Origin of the sequence: Enterococcus sp. DIV1224 (assembly GCF_050555455.1) — a bacterium.
In the GTDB taxonomy this organism is placed as follows: domain Bacteria; phylum Bacillota; class Bacilli; order Lactobacillales; family Enterococcaceae; genus Enterococcus_B; species Enterococcus_B lactis.
On sequence record NZ_CP187859.1, the window covers coordinates 1,761,841 to 1,779,992 of the forward strand.

Annotated in this window: 16 protein-coding genes; 1 reads left to right on the forward strand and 15 read right to left on the reverse strand. The window is 39.0% G+C overall.

Going from position 1 to position 18,152, the window contains the following annotated elements:
• Positions 1-141: 141 nt before the first annotated feature.
• The 5 genes from IGK53_RS08600 to IGK53_RS08620 form a co-directional block, all read right to left on the reverse strand.
• Complete coding sequence (locus tag IGK53_RS08600; protein WP_002287654.1) at positions 142-2,295, reverse strand: peptidoglycan D,D-transpeptidase FtsI family protein; 2,154 nt, start codon at positions 2,293-2,295, stop codon at positions 142-144.
• A gap of 293 nt (positions 2,296-2,588) precedes the next feature.
• Positions 2,589-3,437, reverse strand: a complete 849-nt coding sequence (locus tag IGK53_RS08605; protein ID WP_002329060.1) for a MurR/RpiR family transcriptional regulator — start codon at positions 3,435-3,437, stop codon at positions 2,589-2,591.
• A gap of 224 nt (positions 3,438-3,661) precedes the next feature.
• Positions 3,662-5,602, reverse strand: a complete 1,941-nt coding sequence (gene thrS / locus IGK53_RS08610) for a threonine--tRNA ligase (RefSeq protein WP_002326078.1) — start codon at positions 5,600-5,602, stop codon at positions 3,662-3,664.
• Positions 5,603-5,938: 336 nt separating this feature from the next.
• Positions 5,939-6,118, reverse strand: coding sequence for a 2-hydroxymuconate tautomerase (locus IGK53_RS08615; protein WP_002287649.1), 180 nt, complete (start codon positions 6,116-6,118; stop codon positions 5,939-5,941).
• Positions 6,119-6,164: 46 nt separating this feature from the next.
• Positions 6,165-7,988 (reverse strand): heavy metal translocating P-type ATPase, encoded by a 1,824-nt coding sequence (locus tag IGK53_RS08620; protein ID WP_002327143.1) that lies wholly within the window; start codon positions 7,986-7,988, stop codon positions 6,165-6,167.
• Between the two features lie 277 nt (positions 7,989-8,265).
• Here IGK53_RS08620 and helD point away from each other — a divergent pair, with 277 nt between their 5' ends.
• On the forward strand, positions 8,266-10,545 hold the full coding sequence (gene helD, locus IGK53_RS08625) for an RNA polymerase recycling motor HelD (protein WP_002324386.1): 2,280 nt from the start codon (positions 8,266-8,268) through the stop codon (positions 10,543-10,545).
• Between the two features lie 92 nt (positions 10,546-10,637).
• Here the strand turns inward: helD and IGK53_RS08630 are convergent, their stop codons facing one another.
• The 10 genes from IGK53_RS08630 to IGK53_RS08675 form a co-directional block, all read right to left on the reverse strand.
• Positions 10,638-11,285, reverse strand: coding sequence for a hypothetical protein (locus tag IGK53_RS08630; RefSeq protein ID WP_002324387.1), 648 nt, complete (start codon positions 11,283-11,285; stop codon positions 10,638-10,640).
• 178 nt (positions 11,286-11,463) lie between these two features.
• Positions 11,464-12,183 (reverse strand): YebC/PmpR family DNA-binding transcriptional regulator, encoded by a 720-nt coding sequence (locus IGK53_RS08635; protein ID WP_002287641.1) that lies wholly within the window; start codon positions 12,181-12,183, stop codon positions 11,464-11,466.
• 130 nt (positions 12,184-12,313) lie between these two features.
• Positions 12,314-13,465, reverse strand: coding sequence for a nucleotidyltransferase (locus tag IGK53_RS08640; protein ID WP_002329059.1), 1,152 nt, complete (start codon positions 13,463-13,465; stop codon positions 12,314-12,316).
• A gap of 216 nt (positions 13,466-13,681) precedes the next feature.
• Entirely contained in the window at positions 13,682-14,422 is a 741-nt protein-coding gene (locus tag IGK53_RS08645; protein ID WP_002287639.1) for a class I SAM-dependent DNA methyltransferase, read from the reverse strand.
• Between the two features lie 3 nt (positions 14,423-14,425).
• Positions 14,426-14,785: a ribosome silencing factor gene (rsfS, locus tag IGK53_RS08650; RefSeq protein WP_370531476.1), complete on the reverse strand. Its 360-nt coding sequence runs from the start codon at positions 14,783-14,785 to the stop codon at positions 14,426-14,428.
• Positions 14,786-14,805: 20 nt separating this feature from the next.
• Positions 14,806-15,399 (reverse strand): bis(5'-nucleosyl)-tetraphosphatase (symmetrical) YqeK, encoded by a 594-nt coding sequence (gene yqeK, locus IGK53_RS08655; RefSeq protein WP_002287635.1) that lies wholly within the window; start codon positions 15,397-15,399, stop codon positions 14,806-14,808.
• Positions 15,383-16,033, reverse strand: a complete 651-nt coding sequence (locus IGK53_RS08660) for a nicotinate-nucleotide adenylyltransferase (RefSeq protein ID WP_002287632.1) — start codon at positions 16,031-16,033, stop codon at positions 15,383-15,385. The genes yqeK and IGK53_RS08660 overlap by 17 nt, the downstream gene beginning before the upstream one ends.
• A 9-nt stretch (positions 16,034-16,042) precedes the next feature.
• The gene (yhbY, locus tag IGK53_RS08665; protein WP_002290852.1) at positions 16,043-16,354 is read right to left on the reverse strand and encodes a ribosome assembly RNA-binding protein YhbY; all 312 of its coding nucleotides are present in this window, start codon (positions 16,352-16,354) and stop codon (positions 16,043-16,045) included.
• Between the two features lie 15 nt (positions 16,355-16,369).
• Positions 16,370-17,479 carry a ribosome biogenesis GTPase YqeH gene (gene yqeH, locus IGK53_RS08670; RefSeq protein WP_002290850.1) on the reverse strand — a complete coding sequence of 370 codons (1,110 nt, stop codon included), beginning with the start codon at positions 17,477-17,479 and terminating at the stop codon, positions 16,370-16,372.
• Positions 17,476-18,003, reverse strand: coding sequence for a YqeG family HAD IIIA-type phosphatase (locus IGK53_RS08675; protein WP_002290848.1), 528 nt, complete (start codon positions 18,001-18,003; stop codon positions 17,476-17,478). The genes yqeH and IGK53_RS08675 overlap by 4 nt, the downstream gene beginning before the upstream one ends.
• Positions 18,004-18,152 lie beyond the last annotated feature (149 nt).

Consider the following 18,152-nt stretch of genomic DNA (forward strand, 5'->3'; position numbering starts at 1 on the left):
GATTTCACAACCTCTTCCTTAAACGGTGTTCAAAAGCCAGTTTCTCGGTATGAAGTCAAATTTAAGCAAAAATGTGAGAAGCTATTTTCACAAAATTTTTCTTCATACTCGAAACTAAGCGGCTTTTTCACGACCTCTTTTTTATTTTGCCATGAACATATCATAATACGCGTCCATTATTTCTTTAGCAATCGTCAAGTTCATGTGGTCTTGTTCGTCTAATAAGTTCGGCAAGACAACACTGATGGCAATTTCCGGATTGTCTGTTGGTCCGTATGCCACGATGTTACTATTGACTGTCGTAATATCTGGATGACCTTCCGCAACCGTTTCTGCAGTCCCTGTTTTTGCGGAAAGGTCCATTTTCGCACTGGCTAATGGTTTGGCTGTTGTGTAAGGATCGGTACCATGGACAACTTGGTGGAATCCTTCACGGAGGATCGCCATATTTTCTGCAGAAATATTGACCGTATTTTCTACTGTTGTGCCAATTTCTTTCTTCACTTCACCCAAGTTTCCATTTTCGTCATTGCCATAGATCGCTTTGACTAGGTGCGGCTGTACTCGTTTCCCGCCATTAGCGACTGTTGAAGCATATTGAGCTAATTGGATTGGTGTATATGTGTCAAACTGTCCAAATGCCAAATCGGTAAAGTTACCTGGAGTATACCATTCTTTGCCATTATCCGCATTGAACTTCTTCATATAATCAACAGAACGTGAGATCCCAGGAGATTCATTCGGCAAATCGATTCCAGTCGTTGTACCAAGACCAAACTCTTTGAAAGAGTCTCTCAATTGCTGATAAGCTTTAGCTTCTTCATCTAAACTAGGTAGTCCCATTCCAGGTGTATAGTCTAGTCCTAACATCTTTAACGCCACTTTGATCATATACGTATTAGAAGACAATTCCAATGCTTTGACTGCATCAAGAGCAACTTGTCCGCTTCGATTAAAGACAGAGCTTTTTTCTGAAGCACCTTGCAGACGAATCGGCTCATCAATCAAAACTTGATTTCCGCTGATCGCGTTACTTGCCCAGCCTGCTGTCAAAGTACCAGCCTTGACTACAGACCCTGGAGCAAAGGCGCTAGTAATCGTGCCTAAAGCATTCTCGGTGATTTCTTTGGAACCTTGTTCATGACTGAAACCAGTCATTGCTAGCACTTCTCCTGTCTGAGGATTCATAGCCACTGCATAAGCACCAGGCGAATACTGTGCTTTGCCGTTGTTGATCAATGTTTGATAATTCCTTTTCAAAATTTCTTCTACTTTTGATTGGAATTCTGCATTCATAGATAACATTAAATTAGAACCTTTTTCCCCAGAGAAGATTTCTTTTTGATTCGAAACATTTCCTTCATTATCAAGGGAAACTTCATATTGGGTTTTGGTTCCTTGCAGGACATCTTCATATTGTTTTTCCAAATAACTTTGTCCTACACGGTCATTCCGAGAATAACCTTTTGCTAGGTATTTCTCTGCTTCATCTGCTGGAAGTCCTTGCTTTTCAGTCGTCACACTGCCAAGAATACTTTTCAGTGAACTTGCTGCATTATATTCTCGTGTCCAGTCTGTGCCAGTCGAAACTCCTGGAAGTTCAGAAGCGCGTTCTGCCACAACAGCTAACTCTTGATCAGTAACACCAGAGTTTTTGATATAGACAGTGTTTAATTCATATGCACTATTCATCCGTTTAAAGATGGTAGCAATTTTTAATTGCTCCTCGTTTAAATTAATCTCATCAGCTGTGACTTTATTGACCATCGCACTATATTGTTCGCTGTTCCCTAATTGCTTTTCTTTTGCCGAAAGTCTTTTTGTGGCTTCTTTCAAATGTTTGGGGTCAGCCAGCCAAAAATCTTTTTTATCTCTATCTGTCAGATTTTCATCTACCGGAACATCGATCAGCGAGTTCAACTTCGTTGCGATTTCAAGCAAATCTTTAGCCGTAACTTGTGTTCCTCTCGTATATGTGATGGCCTGATTCGCTTTATTCGTGACTAAAGCTTTTCCTGTGGAGTCGTAGATCATTCCGCGAGGAGTACTTTCTTGGACCGTAATCGTAGAAGTAGACTTCACTCGCGCCTCCATCTCTTCGCCGTTCACGATCTGCAAATAACCCAATCTAGCAATCAACGCAACAAATAACGTAAATATAATGAAAAAAAGAAAATTTAAGCGAAAAGGAACATGGGACCGGCGAAACGTTTTGTTCTTAGGTTCTTGTGCACCTTTTCTTATTTTTTCTAACCAAGAAGTATTTAATATTTTTTTCATAAAATCTTTCATCATTTCCTATCCTTCCGCCTATTTACATTCATGCTTCATTGTACCCAAAAACTTCTTAATAAAAAAGAAAAAATGGGCGGAGCAAGAAATTCTTTACCTAATTTCAAGATAAAATCAACTTTTTGTTTCACAGTAATCACTTAAAGTTACATATTCAACTATTTTTTTCATTAAAAAATAAACTTATTTTTGAAAATTGTGTTTTCTTAAGTCGTGAAACACTTTGGTGGGTCATTTATTTGTGGAAAACTACGTTTTGTTATTCTAAAAAACTTATATAAAAAATAGTAAGGTTTTTATTTCGAATCCATAAAATATTCTTGGATTGCTTCTCGTGTTTTTTTCACTTTTTCGCTAAGCTTTTCGTTTTTAGCCATATAGAAATAAAAAATGATATCGATCGTAGCAAATTGGGCCAAAAGTGAATTAGTTGCCGCACTTCGATTCGTGATTTCTTTTGGTCTAGATGTTTGTACGAGTACATCGGCTATCTTGCTAAGCGGGTTATTTCCAAATTGCGTCAACGCAATGATTTCGATATTCATGCTTTTCGCCAGCTCGGCTAATGCGACTACATCTGCACTTCTACCTGAGTTTGAAACAAGCCAAAGCACTTTCTTTTTCTCATTGCTGACAAGTTGCGGGAGCAAAACGTGGATATCTTTTTCAAAAATGATTGGCTTACCGACACGAGACCATTTTTGCAGAATATCTTCTACTACTAAAGAAGAGGCGCCAACCCCATATAAAAAAACAGTCTCTGCCGATTCCAAACACTCTACGACTTTTTGGATCGTTTCTTCTTCTAGAATATCTACTGTTTCTTTTATCGCTACTTGTGCATTGTTACCAAGTTTGTTTTTGATAGAGTAAAAGGACTCATTTGCTTCTATATCACTAAAACCTTCATCGATTCCAGTCTGTAGTTCTGTTGAAATCGTGATTTTGAAGTCCGTCAGACTTTGAAAACCGATTTTTTTGGAAAAACGTACAACTGTCGGCGCACTCAACCCGGAAGCTTCTGCTAATTCATTAGCTGTCATTGTAGGGACCTTCTCAATATTACCGATAATGTAGTTGGCCAACTTTTTTTCTGCTGAGGAATAATCTTCCATCATATTTTCAATACGACTAATTACGCTCATAAGTTCCTCCACCCTTTTAATGATAGTCTATGTAAGTATACCATATCAGACCCTTATTCACGGTCGTATACTGGATAAAAAAACAAAAAAACAATCCGCCCAACAGAATATCTTATTCCATCAATCCCACAGATTCTATTGAGCATCTGTGTCTTTGAGGAATACCTGTTATCTATTGTTCGGATTGTTTTCTATCTACTACTTTTTTACAGGAAATTTACCTATTAGTTTTCTCTGCTGTAATTTTTGACTTCTGCTTCCATAGCATCAATAAAGATATTCAAATCTTCTACAGCTGTTTCTTTACTTCCATAACGACGTACATTTACTGTTGCATCTTCCAATTCCTTGTCTCCAACAACTAATTGGTAAGGGATCTTTTGTGTTTGAGAGGCACGTATCTTATAGCCCATTTTTTCATTACGATCATCAACTTCTACACGCAAACCCTTCATTTGCAAGCGTTCTTTGATTTCATAAGCATAATCGCCATGTGCATCAACAGAAACAGGGATGATTGTTGCTTGTATAGGTGCCAACCATGTTGGAAAAGCGCCTTTGTATACTTCTGTTAAATAAGCGACAAAACGTTCCATTGTAGAAACGATTCCGCGGTGGATAACTACTGGACGATGCGTATTTTCCCCGTCTTCTCCAACATATGTCAAATCAAAGCGCTCTGGCAATAAGAAGTCTAATTGTATAGTTGATAATGTTTCTTCTGTACCAAGAGCTGTTTTGACTTGAACATCTAGTTTTGGTCCGTAAAAGGCTGCTTCGCCTTCTGCTTCAAAGTAATCTAATTCTAATTCATCCATAGCGGCTTTCAGCATTGCTTGGGCTTTTTCCCACATTGCGTCATCATCAAAATATTTATCTGTATTGTTTGGATCGCGATAGCTCAAGCGGAAACGATAATCTGTAATATTGAAGTCAGCATATACTGCCACCATCAATTCAAGCGTACGTTTAAATTCATCTTTGATTTGATCAGGACGAACAAATGTATGACCATCATTCAACGTCATTTCTCGTACACGTTGTAAACCTGACAAAGCACCTGATTTTTCATAGCGATGCATCATTCCTAATTCAGCGATACGAATTGGTAATTCACGATAAGAATGGATCGTGTTTTTGTAGACCATCATGTGATGAGGGCAGTTCATTGGACGAAGAACAAGCATTTCGCCATCTCCCATATCCATTGGCGGGAACATGTCTTCTTGATAATGATCCCAGTGTCCAGATGTTTTGTACAACTCAACATCTCCCATTATTGGTGTATATACATGTTGGTAACCTAGACTAACTTCTTTGTCTACGATATAACGTTCGATCGTGCGTCGGATTGTTGCCCCTTTTGGAAGCCAGAATGGCAAACCAGAACCTACTTCTGGGGAAACCATGAACAAGTCAAGTTCTTTTCCTAGTTTACGATGGTCTCTTTCTTTTGCTTCTTCACGGAGACGGATATATTCTTTCAAAGCTTTCTTGTCAAAAAAGGCTGTCCCATATACACGTTGCATCATTTGATTGTTTGAGTTTCCACGCCAATAAGCACCTGCCACTGATAATAATTTGAATACTTGTATACGGCCAGTGGATGGAACATGTGGTCCACGGCACAAATCGATGAATTCGCCTTGTTGATAAGCAGTAATCACTTCTTCTTCTGGCAATTCACTAATCAGTTCTACTTTGTACGGATCACTTGCAAAAATTTCTAATGCTTCCTGTTTTGAAAGAACACGGCGTTCGATTGGCAGATTTTCTTTGACGATTTTCATCATTTCTGCTTCAATTGCTGGCAAATCTTCTGCAGTTACTTGGTTTTGTCCATTATCTGTATCGTAGTAAAACCCTGAATCGATAGCTGGTCCAACGCCAAAGTGGATATTTGGATAGAGGCGACGCATGGCTTGGGCCATCAAATGAGCTGCTGAATGACGGACTAAGCCAAGTGCATCTTCATGGTCTGGTGTGATGATCTCAATACTTGCATCTTCCTCGATTGGACGAGTCAAATCAACGAGTTTGCCGTTCACTTTACCAGCTAAAGCTTTTTTTGCTAAGCTTTTTGAAATGCTTTCAGCAATTGCCAATGTTGTTGTTCCAGACTCAAATTCTTTGACTGCACTATCTGGAAAAGTAATTTTTATCATAATAGTTTCCTCCTTGAAATGTTTTGATTGATCAGATCATCAAGCTGAAAAACAAAAAAATCCTAGCATCTCTTGAAAAGAGATACTAGGACGAAAAGTTCGTGGTTCCACCTAATGTTCAAACGCAAATGCGTTCCTCAAGCGTTGTAACGGTCCGACCGCCCTTGCTTCAACAAGGGTTTCGAAAGTGGTCATCCTTTGGTTTTCTCCTGGAAAAGTTTCAGCCTAGCTTTTCCTCTCTTATCGAAGACTCTCAAATTCAGTTGGCTTTCTCATCAATCAATTATGTGTTTATTTAACCACTAATAAATAGAAAAATCAAGTGGGAAACTAAACTTATTTTTTCCATTCCCCATTTACACCGTATGTTCCTTTTTTCATCTCATTGATGATGACATGGATGTGTTCTTTTGGTGCCTGCGTGTTTTTATGAACAGCTTCCGTGATATCTTTCATCATATTTTCTAATTGTTCCGGACTGCGACCTTCTACTAATTCGACATGTACGAATGGCATAATGCTCTCTCCTCTTTCTGATCGTTCTTTTTTCAACTCGATTCTATCATACTATGTTTGTCTTGGGTACTGAATCAGGAAAAATGGCTGGATCTTTTTTTGCTCTCAAGGCACTCAAAATAGAGACCGTATCCACGACTTCTTGCAAAACAGCTCCGAATAATGCGGGGATTAGTCCCGTACTTGCAATTAACATCAAAAAAATACAAATAAAGATGCCAATCAGTACAGACTGTTTAGCTATTCTCATCGTATCTCTTGAAATCACTACTGCTTTTGCTACACGCAAGAGATCATCTTTCAAGATGACCGCATCTGCACTTTCACTAGCAGCTGTAGAACCATGAGCCCCCATTGCAATACCGATATCTGCAGCAGCAAGTGCTGGAGCGTCATTCACGCCGTCTCCTACCATCGCAACAGGTCTTTGATCTTTAGGGATACTTTCTAAAATGGTCAGTTTATCTTGAGGCAAGCTACGGGCATGTACAGAATCTAATTGGACTTTTTCTGCAATCGTTTGAGCAATGGCAGATCCATCCCCGGTGATCATCATCAAATTTTTCACATCAAGTTTTCTTAGCTCCTTGATTGTCTTTGCTGCTTCTGGGCGAATCTGATCCGAAAATAGGATCGTTCCTGCAAAAGATCGATCAATTGTTACATAGATTGCTGTATTGGACGTTTCTATTTCTTCAGCTGAAACAAAAGAGGCACGTCCAATCTTTACTTCATGATTATTGACTACTGCTTGGATTCCTTGACCGGTCACTTCTTTCAGTTGACTAACAGGATACAGTTGGCTGTTTTTCACGTTGTTCACTAACGAACGAGCTAAGATATGGCTAGATTCCTGTTCTGCACTAGCTGCATACAGAAGTAGCTCTTCTTTTTTTATTCCATTGACTGGCTGAATCGCCTCTACTTCCAATACCCCTTTGGTAAGCGTTCCTGTTTTATCAAAAGCAATCGTTTTTGTACGTGCGAGCTTTTCAATCGTTGTTCCAGTTTTTACAACGATCCCGTTTTTACTTGAACGGCTCATTCCTGCAACTAAAGCAATGGGCGCAGCTAGAATCAGTGGACAAGGTGATGCCACTACCAGTACCTCAGCAAATCGTAAAGGGTCTTTTGAGAACCACCAAGAAATACCACCGATCAAATAAGCAATCAACGTGAAAGGGACTGCATAACGATCAGCTAAACGGACAAATCGGGCAGGCTTTTCTTTTGATTCTTCGACTAGTTTAATAATCATTTGATACTGGCTGTCTGCGGCACGTTTTTCAGCGATCATTTGGATCGATCCGTCTCCATTTAAAGACCCTGACATAATCTGATCTCCAGGTTTCTTGGTTTCCGGGCGGGACTCACCTGTCAAAGAAGATTCATCGACCGAAGATTCTCCTTTGATCACTCGACCATCTGCGGGTACAAGTTCGCCAGGTTTGACTAGTAACTGGTCATCAATATTTATTTCATCGATCACTATATCCTGCAAATTTCCTTCTTTGAATCGATGGGCAATTCTTGGGGTGTTATCTAACAAAGACTGGAGTTCTTTACCCGCTCGTTTATTCGCGTAATCCTCTAGACTATCTCCGCCCGTAAGCATGATCAATATCATCAAACTAGCCCAGTATTCTTTGACGGCTAATGTTGCAAGGATTGCGGTAATCGCTAATACATCTACGCCATATCTTCCTGAACGTAACGTCTTGATCATTTCCAAAAACATCAAGAAGGCGAGAATCCCTCCAGTAAATGCGACAATCGCAAATGCAAGGGCCGGCTGGTGAAAAACAAATTCACTTAATAAAGCTATTCCACCAATAAGCAAAGTAAGTAAAAATTTTTTGAAATGTGTCATTGTTTTTTCTCCTCTTTTATGTGACTTAGAGAGGTTAGTAATAAATTTCCAGCTGCCTCTTTCATCTTAAGCATAGTCCTTGACTAGCACTTTTTAAAACAATAGGTCTTAATTGAAAACAACTATCACTATCAGCGTTTCCAAAATTCATCAGTTCTACAAACAAAAATATTCAGCAAGGATGACTTTTTCGATTCATCAGTTAAAAAGTACCTTTTTTCGAAAAACTATGCTATACTTTTAATTCGTTATTTACGGCGGAAGGAGCAAACATGCGATGAATGAGAAACAACTAGAACAAACGCACGTGGATGAAACGATCGAACTAATCCAGATCGAACAAAATATGCTGGATACAAAACAACAAGAATTGACTCAGGAAATGAATCATTCGACAAAAGACACAGCTAATCACAAGATTCGAGCTGGTTCCAATGAAGCTTTTTATGAATCTGCTGTTGAATATCGCCAACATGAGCAGGAATTGCTTTTGAAATACCATACTCTTGAAGCACAGCAAAAACGCCTGCAAACGTTGTCTGTCATGAAAGATAGTCCTTATTTTGCCCGTATCGACTTTAAAGAAGACCGTGAAACAGAAACATTATATCTAGGTATCGCTTCTTTAAGAGATTTGGCAGAAGAAACAATCGTTATTGACTGGCGCGCACCAATTGCCAATCTTTATTATGAAGGTGAGATTGGTCCCGCATTTTATGAAACTGAAACAGATAGAATAGATGTCGATCTGCAGTTGAAACGACAATTTAAAATCCAAGAAGGACGTATTTTATCTATGGTAGATACGTCGGAAGTAATCAATGATGACTTTTTGCTAGAGATATTGGATGAATCATCAAGCAACCATATGAAAAACATCGTCTCTACGATACAAAAAGCACAAAATGCAATCATTCGGGACACAACAAGTAAAGTAATGCTGATTGAAGGAATCGCCGGAAGTGGAAAGACATCCGCTTTGCTTCAACGTATTGCTTTTCTGTTGTATCATAATCGCAAGTGGCTAGAGGCTGAAAACGTTCTTCTATTTTCACCCAACCATTTATTTTCTGATTACATCTCGACTGTATTGCCTTCATTAGGTGAAAGCGGCGTGCCTACACAGACATTCAAAAATTATTTGGTGCAGCTGCTGCCAGAGTTTTCTTTACTAGATGAACAACAACAAGAAAGTGGTTTTTTGCTAGGGGAAAAAGATCCGATACAAGTGATGAAAAGCGGATTGACCTTAGTCGATCAGATTGATCGCTATATCCAAGGCATCACAAACTACGGTCCCTTGTTCCGTGATATGAAAATAAATGGCCGTACGATCCTATCAAAGGAATCGATTCGCCAATGGTATAAAGAAACAAATGAACAATTACCTTTACATCATAGACTCTCTCTATTACAAACGAAGCTCCTGAAAAAATTAGGCGGTCTGCAAAAAGACGAAACACGTCAGCAATGGGTCAAAGATCTAGCGGAAGAACAGCTCCAAGAACTATACGCAACAGATCCAAATCTTGAATATACAGAACAAAAGGAGCGTTCATTACGTAAAAAACTGGCCAACCAAATCGTACGTAAAAGATTCCGTCGAATCCATCGAGGGATCATGAATTATCAATTTGTCAATATAACGAAACAATATCTCCACTTTCTACAAACTGTGCCACTTTCTCTTCTAACACGACATAAAATCAGCGAGACCAGATGGCAGGAACATTTGACAACTGTTCGTACACACTTGCGTCAAAGAGAATTGCGTCAAGAGGATGCTGTACTATTCTTTTTACTGATGCGCCGAACATATCCAGTGACGGTTACACACAAAGCTCGCTATATCTTTATTGATGAAATGCAGGATTTCGCACCATCACAAGTGGCATTGCTGCAAGCCTTGTTCCCAAAAGCAAATTTGACTTTCTGTGGAGATCTAAATCAAAATGTCTTTGGAAATGAAACGATCGTTGGATCATTGGAAGACCTTTTCGTGGACCGTGAAGTCACTCGTTTCCAATTAACGACAAGCTATCGCTCCACAAAAGAAATCACTGATTTTGCTAATCATTTTATTGCAAAAGAACATCAAGTAGAAACAACAGCAAGAAAAGGAGACCTTCCTTTGCTCATCCAAGGAACAACAGATGATATCAAATTGAATTGGTTAGCAGATGCCATTCGAACGACTCAGGGAAAAGCCCGGTATTGGCGTACAGCAATCATAGCTAAAACACAAGAAGAATGCGAAGCTCTTTATGCTCAACTGCCAGACGAGTTGAAACAACAAGTCCAGCTGATTTTAAATGAGAGTGACTTTATGAAGCGTTCCATTATTTTACTTCCAGCCTTTTTAGCAAAAGGTCTGGAGTTTGACCGAGTTTTCTTGTGGGATGTAGATGCAGAACATTTTTCTTCTCAGCAAGACAAATTGATCCTTTACACCATGTGTACACGTGCGATGCATGAATTGACCCTTTTTACCTCCAATAATGAAAGTCCTTTGTTAAACAATATGGATATTTCATCTTATGAGAAAAAAGTACTGTAAGTAAAAAGACAACTGCTATCATTAATGTTAGCAGTTGTCTTTTTATTTACAATAATAATTGCAGAAAAAGTAATTCAATCATTTAAGGTCATTTATTCTATATATAAATCCAAATCTGTTTCAGGATATTTTAATTTGACAAGCGAAATAATCATTTTCAGTTCTCCCATGTTTTCTGGATATTCTGGGTCAAATACCTTGCTATGACGGCCAATCCCGCCATTGTCGATCAATCGGTAAATTCGATTCCATTCAATGAATTGGTCAATTGATTGGAAATTGCTGATTGGATAGCCGCCACAATCCAAAATCTCTGATACACGAAATGCTAGGTATGCACTATCGATCACTTTATTTTTTTTCGTGTCTATCTTCTCATTTCTTTCGATAAGAATTTTTTCAGGACGATGCTTCAAGCTCCACTCTAATAGTAGAAAGAAAGCCTCCATCCGATACTCTTCTTCAAATAACCGAAAGGCTGAATCAGAACGACGAAAAAGCAGCGGAATCAAATATTTTTGTCTATAAATCAGCATTGGTGCGCGGTCCACCATACACTCTAAATAACGGTTCAGATACCCTGTACCGACATAGTTTCCTAATCGATAGCCTTCAACGCCGAATCTTGCGTATTTTTGCGCTAATTTTGAACAATCAGTTACGTTCACAGCTAACTCTTCTACTTTGCGGTAACCGCTTAAGATACGTTCAAAAGGTTCTAAAGTGATTTTTGCTTCCATATTCTTCCCCGTCCATCTTCCACATACTTCATATCATTTCACATGATACTTATGCTCTCATCATACCACAGGTTGAATTAGAAAAGAAAATAAATCACACAAAAAAGCAAGACAATCTGTTAGTGAGATTGTCTTGCTTTTCGAAAAAGACTGAATACTTTTCGTTAAAACTGGTTGCTTAGTCTTCTAATGCCACATTATGGAACACATGCTGTACATCTTCTAGATCTTCCAGTGCATCAATCATTTTTTCAAATGTTTCTTGATCTTCTGGAGATAGTGTTACCTCGTTTTGAGGGATCATTTGGATCTCAGCGATTGAAAAATCAGTGATTCCTTTTTCTTTTAATGCTTCTTGTATACTATGGAAATCCGCTACTTCACCGTAAACGATGATTTGTCCTTCTTCTTCCATTACATCGCGAACATCGATGTCTTTTTCCATTAGGTATTCAAGGATCTCGTCAGCGTCTTCTCCTGCAAAAGCAAAGATTGCTGTATTGTCAAACATGTAAGAAACCGCTCCGGAAACACCCATGTTCCCGCCATTTTTCCCAAATGCTGCCCGTACGTCTGCTGCTGTTCGATTCACATTGTTCGTCAATGTATCAACAATCACCATTGAGCCGCTTGGTCCAAATCCTTCATAGCGCAATTCAGAGTATGTTTCATCTCCTGCACCTTTTGCTTTTTCGATTGCTCGGTCAATAATATGTTTTGGTACATTATAAGTTTTAGCGCGATCAATGACGAAACGTAGTTTTTGGTTTGCATGCGGATCAGGATCACCTGATTTTGCTGCCGCGTAGATTTCAATCCCAAATTTTGCATAAATCCGGCTATTATTAGCATCTTTAGCAGTTTTCTTTGCTACGATATTTGCCCATTTACGTCCCATATTTTCACTTCGCTTTCTGATTTGATAGTTTCATAACGCAAAAACGTCCTGTTCCATTATACTTGTGAATCACGATTCTGTGAAGCTTTTTTTCTTTCTTCCTTCATTCTTCTCATTTTTAGTCAATTATCTATACTCGGATTGGGATTCGCCCGAAATTCTGTTCCGGAATATTGCCTCCCAATTGATAGATTTGATCACTTCTAACTAACAGTTCCGCTTCTTGTGCCTCTTTTTTTCCGATTCGGGAATAAATAGAAATCTCTTTTTTTTCTTTTAAGAATCTTCTTCCAACATCGGTAAATCCAAGTAGTCGAAGATAATTTTTATTTTGTTGGACAGGAATCTCTTGCTTTTTGATATTCAGCAAGACATAACAAGATAATCGTTGGATCCGTGTCCATGTATATCTTTTTGTTTTTACCTTTGACACAAAATCCTCAAAACTATCAGCAGTTGCAGCTGCTGTTTTCATGCGCGATTCTATTCCTTCGGTCATCTGATAGATATCTGTCAGTTCCAGCAAAGTAGAAGATAACAACCGATAACGCAAATACGGCCAATAAGATTCCCAAGTCTGCAGCGAACAAGTTGAAAGATCTTCTTCTGTCTGAGGCGGCACAAGTCCAGCTATCCTTTTTCCTTCTTCTAACGCATGGCGAATGGCTGTTGCACTGGCTATCGTCTGATCTGTGATGATTTTTTCATGATAGCCTGCACTTTTACGTCGGATCGGATGTAATTCCATAGGGTGGACATACTTGGCATTTTCCTTTGCATAACTTAATCCCAAGATATGATTTGGCGAAGAAAAATCAAGCACAATATCGGGATACAGACTGCGAAAAACCTCAGTCATTTTTTGCGGATAACTATACGTTTGATCAGACAGTTCTTGAAATGCCTCTTCTATCCTATCTTGATTCTCTTGGACAAAGCGTCCGAAACTGCTGTAATCAAACGAAGTCTCTTCTTCTGTTCCAAAACACAAACTGTCACAGTCCAGTGTTTGCAAGATTTTTACTGCACCTTTAGCAAAATAGTCAGCTGACTGAACCGCCCATTCGACGGGAAGCTCCACTACTAAATCCACACCATTTTGTAAAGCTTCATTCGCGCGATGCCATTTATCGATGATAGCCGGTTCGCCTCGTTGCAAAAAATTCCCGCTCATTACAGCAATGACGACCTCTGCTCCTGTTGTTTTTCGTGCCATTTCCACATGATAGCGATGTCCATTGTGAAAAGGATTGTACTCTACGATAATCCCGCAGCTTTTCATGCGCATCCTCCTTCATAGTTATCGATAAAAAAGAAATAGAGACAAGTAAAAAAAGGCAAAAATCGGAAAAAATACCCGAACTATATAAACTATTCTCGCAAACACAATACTTCTGCGACGAAAAGCTGCACTGCAAGAGCAATGCCTATATCGTTCGGATATATAATTTATGTTGAAGATTTATTCTTTTCTTGTTAACTCGAGCAGGCAAAACCGCTAGTCTTTGTATGCTACAAAGAACCAGCGCTTTGATTTCTCTGATGCTGCTTCGTCTGTAAAATCAGAAAATGCTTCGACTTTCGAAAAGCCGCTGTTTTCCAGCATTCTTAAATAACTTTCCAATGGATAGGTACGCTCTTGATGTAGTTCATCTTCACGAATAAATCGACCAGACCCTTCTTGTTCTTCAACGAAAAAGGTAAGAAAATGTTCGATGCTGTGTTTCTCGCTTCCTGGATAACTATCCCACAAAAAAGCAAAATTATCCCCTTGATAATGATAGCTATATTCTGGAAAAACCTCATCTACTTGATAGGTGGAGTGTACGTCAAATAAAAATCGGCCATTTTCTTCTAACGCTTGATAGACTTCATCAAACACTTGCTGTACCTCTTGTCTATTTTTCATATAGCACAGCGAATCAGAAAAACAGGTAATTGCCTGATATTGTCCGATTTCTGATAAATCGAGCATATTGCCTTCCACAAATTGGATCGATGCGTCTTCTTCATATGCTCGCTGGCTGGCAATCATCAACATCTCTTCTGAAAGGTCTAACCCTGTCACTTTATATCCATCTTTTGCAAAGGCAACCGCTAATGCTCCAGTACCGCATGCCAGTTCCAAAATATTTTTTGTGTCTTCTTGTAAATGACGTTTCGAAAAAGCTAGCCATTGCTGATAAAGTGTTTCGTCCATCACTTCATCGTAAATGAAAGCAAATGTTTCATAAGCCATATGTTAATCCAACCATTCACTAAGATCGACTAGCGGAGCATCTGACCATAGTTTTTCCAGATTATAGAAACTTCGTTCTGGCGCATGGAAAACATGTACGATCAAATCTCCAAGATCGATCAATACCCATTTTCCGCCTTCTTTTCCTTCAATACGTTTTACTTCATATTTGTTTTCTTCTTCTTTATCAATGATTTCTTCTGTAATTGCGTTGATTTGACGTTCGCTATTTGCTGAACAGATCATGAAATAATCTGCCAACAAGGAAACATTTCGAACGTCTAAAGCGATAATGTCTTCTGCCCGTTTTGAATCTGCTGCTTCAACCGCAATTTTTAATTGTTCTTTACTATCTATGATGATTTCCTCCTAATATGAGCAGCTTATTTTTTTGCTACCCAGTAATTATATGTTTCGATTGTTTTTGGATAAATCTGTTGTTCTTGCGCAAGCAAATGGGCCAATGTATGTTTTGTTTCAAATGCTACAGCTTCGTCTAGATCAGCCCATGCAATGGCTCGTGCATCTTGTACCCCAGGAAAATCTCGACCTGGTTCAATATAGTCTGCTACATAAATGATTTTGTCAAGGAGACTCATCTTAGCAGCCCCAGTCGTATGCACCCGGATTGCATGAAGAATCTCTGCATCGGTGATTCCTAATTCCCGCTCTACAAACGAAGCGCCAACAAGACCATGCCAGATTGCATTATTATAATTCAATAACTCTGGATCAAAACCGTCTCTTACGATTACCATTTTGAACTCCTCATCTGGTCGTTCTTTTGCATAATCATGTGTCAATGCAGCAATACTAGCTTTTTCAGGAGAAGCACCGTATTTTTTGGCAAGAGCCACGGCTGTTTCTTCTACTCCAAGCACATGCTTGAAGCGTTGTTCGCTCATTCTCATCTGTATTTTTTGCATCAGGTTTTCTCTAGAATAAGCAGTATATTCATTACTATAGTCCATATTCATACAACCCTTCATTTTGAATATAATCAATTACTTTATCTGGAACAAGGTAGCGGATAGAACAGCCTTCTTTGATCTTTTGACGTATTTTCGTGGAACTGATGTCGATCTCAGGTACATCTACCCAAATTACAGGATATGGAGTATCCGTTGTGTATCCTGGTCGACGTATACCCACAAAGTTGACCATAGAAGTCAGCTCATCGATTTTATACCATTTTGGCAAATATTCTACCATATCCCCACCGATAATAAAGTAATAATCTGTATCCGGATTGTTTTGCGTCAATTCCTTCATAGTATCATAGGTGTAACTTTTCCCACCACGAGCTAATTCAATCGTTTCAATCTGCAAAAAAGGATTGTCTTCCACAGCTAATTCCAACATGTTGAGTCGATGTTTTGCATCAATCGTCTGTTTCTCATCAACATGAGGTGGCTGATAAGAAGGCATCAAAAATACGCGGTCAAGACCTAAATTCCGGCCAGCTTGTTCAGCCATCACTAAATGTGCAAGGTGAACGGGATTAAATGTTCCGCCCAAGATCCCTACTTGCTTTTTCTTCTCTAGGAATTGAGGCATTTCTTCAGGAAATAATTGTGAACGAACAAATGTCTTAGCTTGCGTATTCATCATGGTCACTCCTTATATTGCTTTTACTTCTTTTGATAGCCTTTGATACTTTTCTTTTGTGGAAGGTTTGTATAATACGATAACACGTCCAATGATTTGGACGATTTCGCAATCTATTTCTTTTTCTAATACTTGAGCTGCTTCTTCTGCAATCTCATCTGTATTTTGAAGTAACGATACTTTGATCAGTTCTCTTTTTTCTAAAGCTTCTTCAATTTGAACGATCATTGCTGAATTGATCCCACCTTTTCCGATTTGAAAAATCGGCTGAAGATGATGCGCTTGGCTACGTAAAAAACGCTTTTGTTTTCCTCTTAAACTCATAATTTTCCTTCTTCCTTAAATCAATGCTTTTCGCTTCAAGACATCTACACCCTTTGGCGCCCAGCCAGCAATTACTGCTGGTGCTGTTACGGTGATCCAGCCTAGACCGGCAAAAACGATGTCTGTTTTTTCTTTCACGGAAAATTCAAAACGAACAAGCTCGGGAAATTCCTCGACTTCATTAGGACGAGGCGGCTGCAATAACCCACCTACGTGTTTTTGATAAAATTCGTCTGCTTTTTCCAGTTTTGTTCGATGAATATTAACATCATTCGACACATAAGCAATAAATGAAGCACGATTGCCGCTGATAAAATCAAATCTTGCAAGCCCGCCCAAGAAAAGTGTTTGCCCTTCATTCAGCTGATAAACTTTAGGTTTGATTTCTTTTAACGGTGCAATGATCCGCAAATCTTTTTTACCTAAGTAGTGCGCCATTTGATGGCGATGGATAATTCCCGGTGTATCAATCAAAAAATGCCCGTCATCTAAAGGAATCTCGATTTTATCCAAGGTCGTTCCTGGAAACTGCGAAGTTGTGATTACATCTTGTACTCCCGCTGTATTTTTGATGATTTGATTGATAAGCGTCGATTTTCCGACATTTGTTACCCCGACGATATAGACATCCCGTCCATCGCGGTATTCTTCGATTTTTTCTAATAGTTCCGTCATCTCATGAGATTTCTTAGCACTAGTTAATAATACATCTACTGGACGAATTCCTGCTTCGTAAGCACGTTCCTTCATCCATTGTGTTAATTTAGTTTTTTTCAATGATTTAGGTAATATATCCACTTTGTTCCCAACTAAAAGTACTGGATTGTCACCGACAAAACGGTGTAGTCCTGGGATTAGTGAACCATTGAAGTCAAAAATATCCACCACATTGACGATCAATGCATCTTTTTGCCCTAATTCATTCAGTAAGCGCAAAAAGTCGTCATCCGTCAATGAGACATCTTGGATCTCATTATAATGGCGTAATCTGAAACAACGCTGACAATAGACTTCCCCGGAAGCTAAACCTTTTTCCAAAGCCGTTTGCGGCGTGTATCCTAATTCACCGGGTTTGTTTGTTTGTATAACGGCACCACAGCCGATACATTGTAATTCTTCTGTCATTCGATTCCACCTCGCCAGCCCATATCAGGGTGTTTTGCTAATAGATAGGCCATAATTCTTTTTTCCAAAAAACGATTAAATTGTGTCTTCCAACTATCTGTTGCGATAATGGGTTTTACAAGGATGCTACGTATCCCTGCACGATTGGCTCCACGTATATCAGTCATAATCTGATCGCCTACCATTACTATCTCATCATCTGCTAAATCCAATTGTTTCTTTGCTATGTTGATCCCTCTTGCTAAAGGTTTCATTGCTCGTGCAACATACAAAAGATCAAATTTTTCAATCGCTCGCGCGACACGTTTTGAATTATTGTTTGAAACAACAACAACAGGGATTCCTGCATTTTTCATTTCTAAAATCCAAGTAAGCAACTCTTCTGTTCCATCTGGATTATTCCATGCAATCAACGTATTGTCTAAATCGGTCAATACTGCTTTGATGCCTAGATTCTTTAATTGGGCAGGTGTAATCTGATAGATGGCTTCTACCATCCATGTTGGTTTGTAATTTGAAAACATGCTGTCTCCTCATCTGCAAAAAATGAAGGAGCACATAAAGTACTCCTCAACCCCGTATTATACTGCATATCAGCAAAAAAAACTACCTCTATACTCGTTCGTCTTTCAGAAAAAGCATTTCTTTACAAAATGACCAAAAATAAAGATTG

Bases quoted from the DNA above. Each gene is read 5' to 3' on its own strand.
- helD (WP_002324386.1), top strand. From the start codon at position 8,266: ATGAATGAGAAACAACTAGAACAAACGCACGTGGATGAAACGATCGAA.
- thrS (WP_002326078.1), bottom strand. From the start codon at position 5,602: ATGATAAAAATTACTTTTCCAGATAGTGCAGTCAAAGAATTTGAGTCT.
- IGK53_RS08645 (WP_002287639.1), bottom strand. From the start codon at position 14,422: ATGGCTTATGAAACATTTGCTTTCATTTACGATGAAGTGATGGACGAA.
- yqeH (WP_002290850.1), bottom strand. From the start codon at position 17,479: ATGACAGAAGAATTACAATGTATCGGCTGTGGTGCCGTTATACAAACA.
- IGK53_RS08600 (WP_002287654.1), bottom strand. From the start codon at position 2,295: ATGATGAAAGATTTTATGAAAAAAATATTAAATACTTCTTGGTTAGAA.
- IGK53_RS08620 (WP_002327143.1), bottom strand. From the start codon at position 7,988: ATGACACATTTCAAAAAATTTTTACTTACTTTGCTTATTGGTGGAATA.
- IGK53_RS08615 (WP_002287649.1), bottom strand. From the start codon at position 6,118: ATGCCATTCGTACATGTCGAATTAGTAGAAGGTCGCAGTCCGGAACAA.
- IGK53_RS08660 (WP_002287632.1), bottom strand. From the start codon at position 16,033: ATGATGAATACGCAAGCTAAGACATTTGTTCGTTCACAATTATTTCCT.
- yqeK (WP_002287635.1), bottom strand. From the start codon at position 15,399: ATGAATATGGACTATAGTAATGAATATACTGCTTATTCTAGAGAAAAC.
- IGK53_RS08635 (WP_002287641.1), bottom strand. From the start codon at position 12,183: ATGGGACGTAAATGGGCAAATATCGTAGCAAAGAAAACTGCTAAAGAT.
- IGK53_RS08630 (WP_002324387.1), bottom strand. From the start codon at position 11,285: ATGGAAGCAAAAATCACTTTAGAACCTTTTGAACGTATCTTAAGCGGT.
- yhbY (WP_002290852.1), bottom strand. From the start codon at position 16,354: ATGAGTTTAAGAGGAAAACAAAAGCGTTTTTTACGTAGCCAAGCGCAT.
- IGK53_RS08675 (WP_002290848.1), bottom strand. From the start codon at position 18,003: ATGTTTTCAAATTACAAACCAACATGGATGGTAGAAGCCATCTATCAG.
- IGK53_RS08605 (WP_002329060.1), bottom strand. From the start codon at position 3,437: ATGAGCGTAATTAGTCGTATTGAAAATATGATGGAAGATTATTCCTCA.
- IGK53_RS08640 (WP_002329059.1), bottom strand. From the start codon at position 13,465: ATGAAAAGCTGCGGGATTATCGTAGAGTACAATCCTTTTCACAATGGA.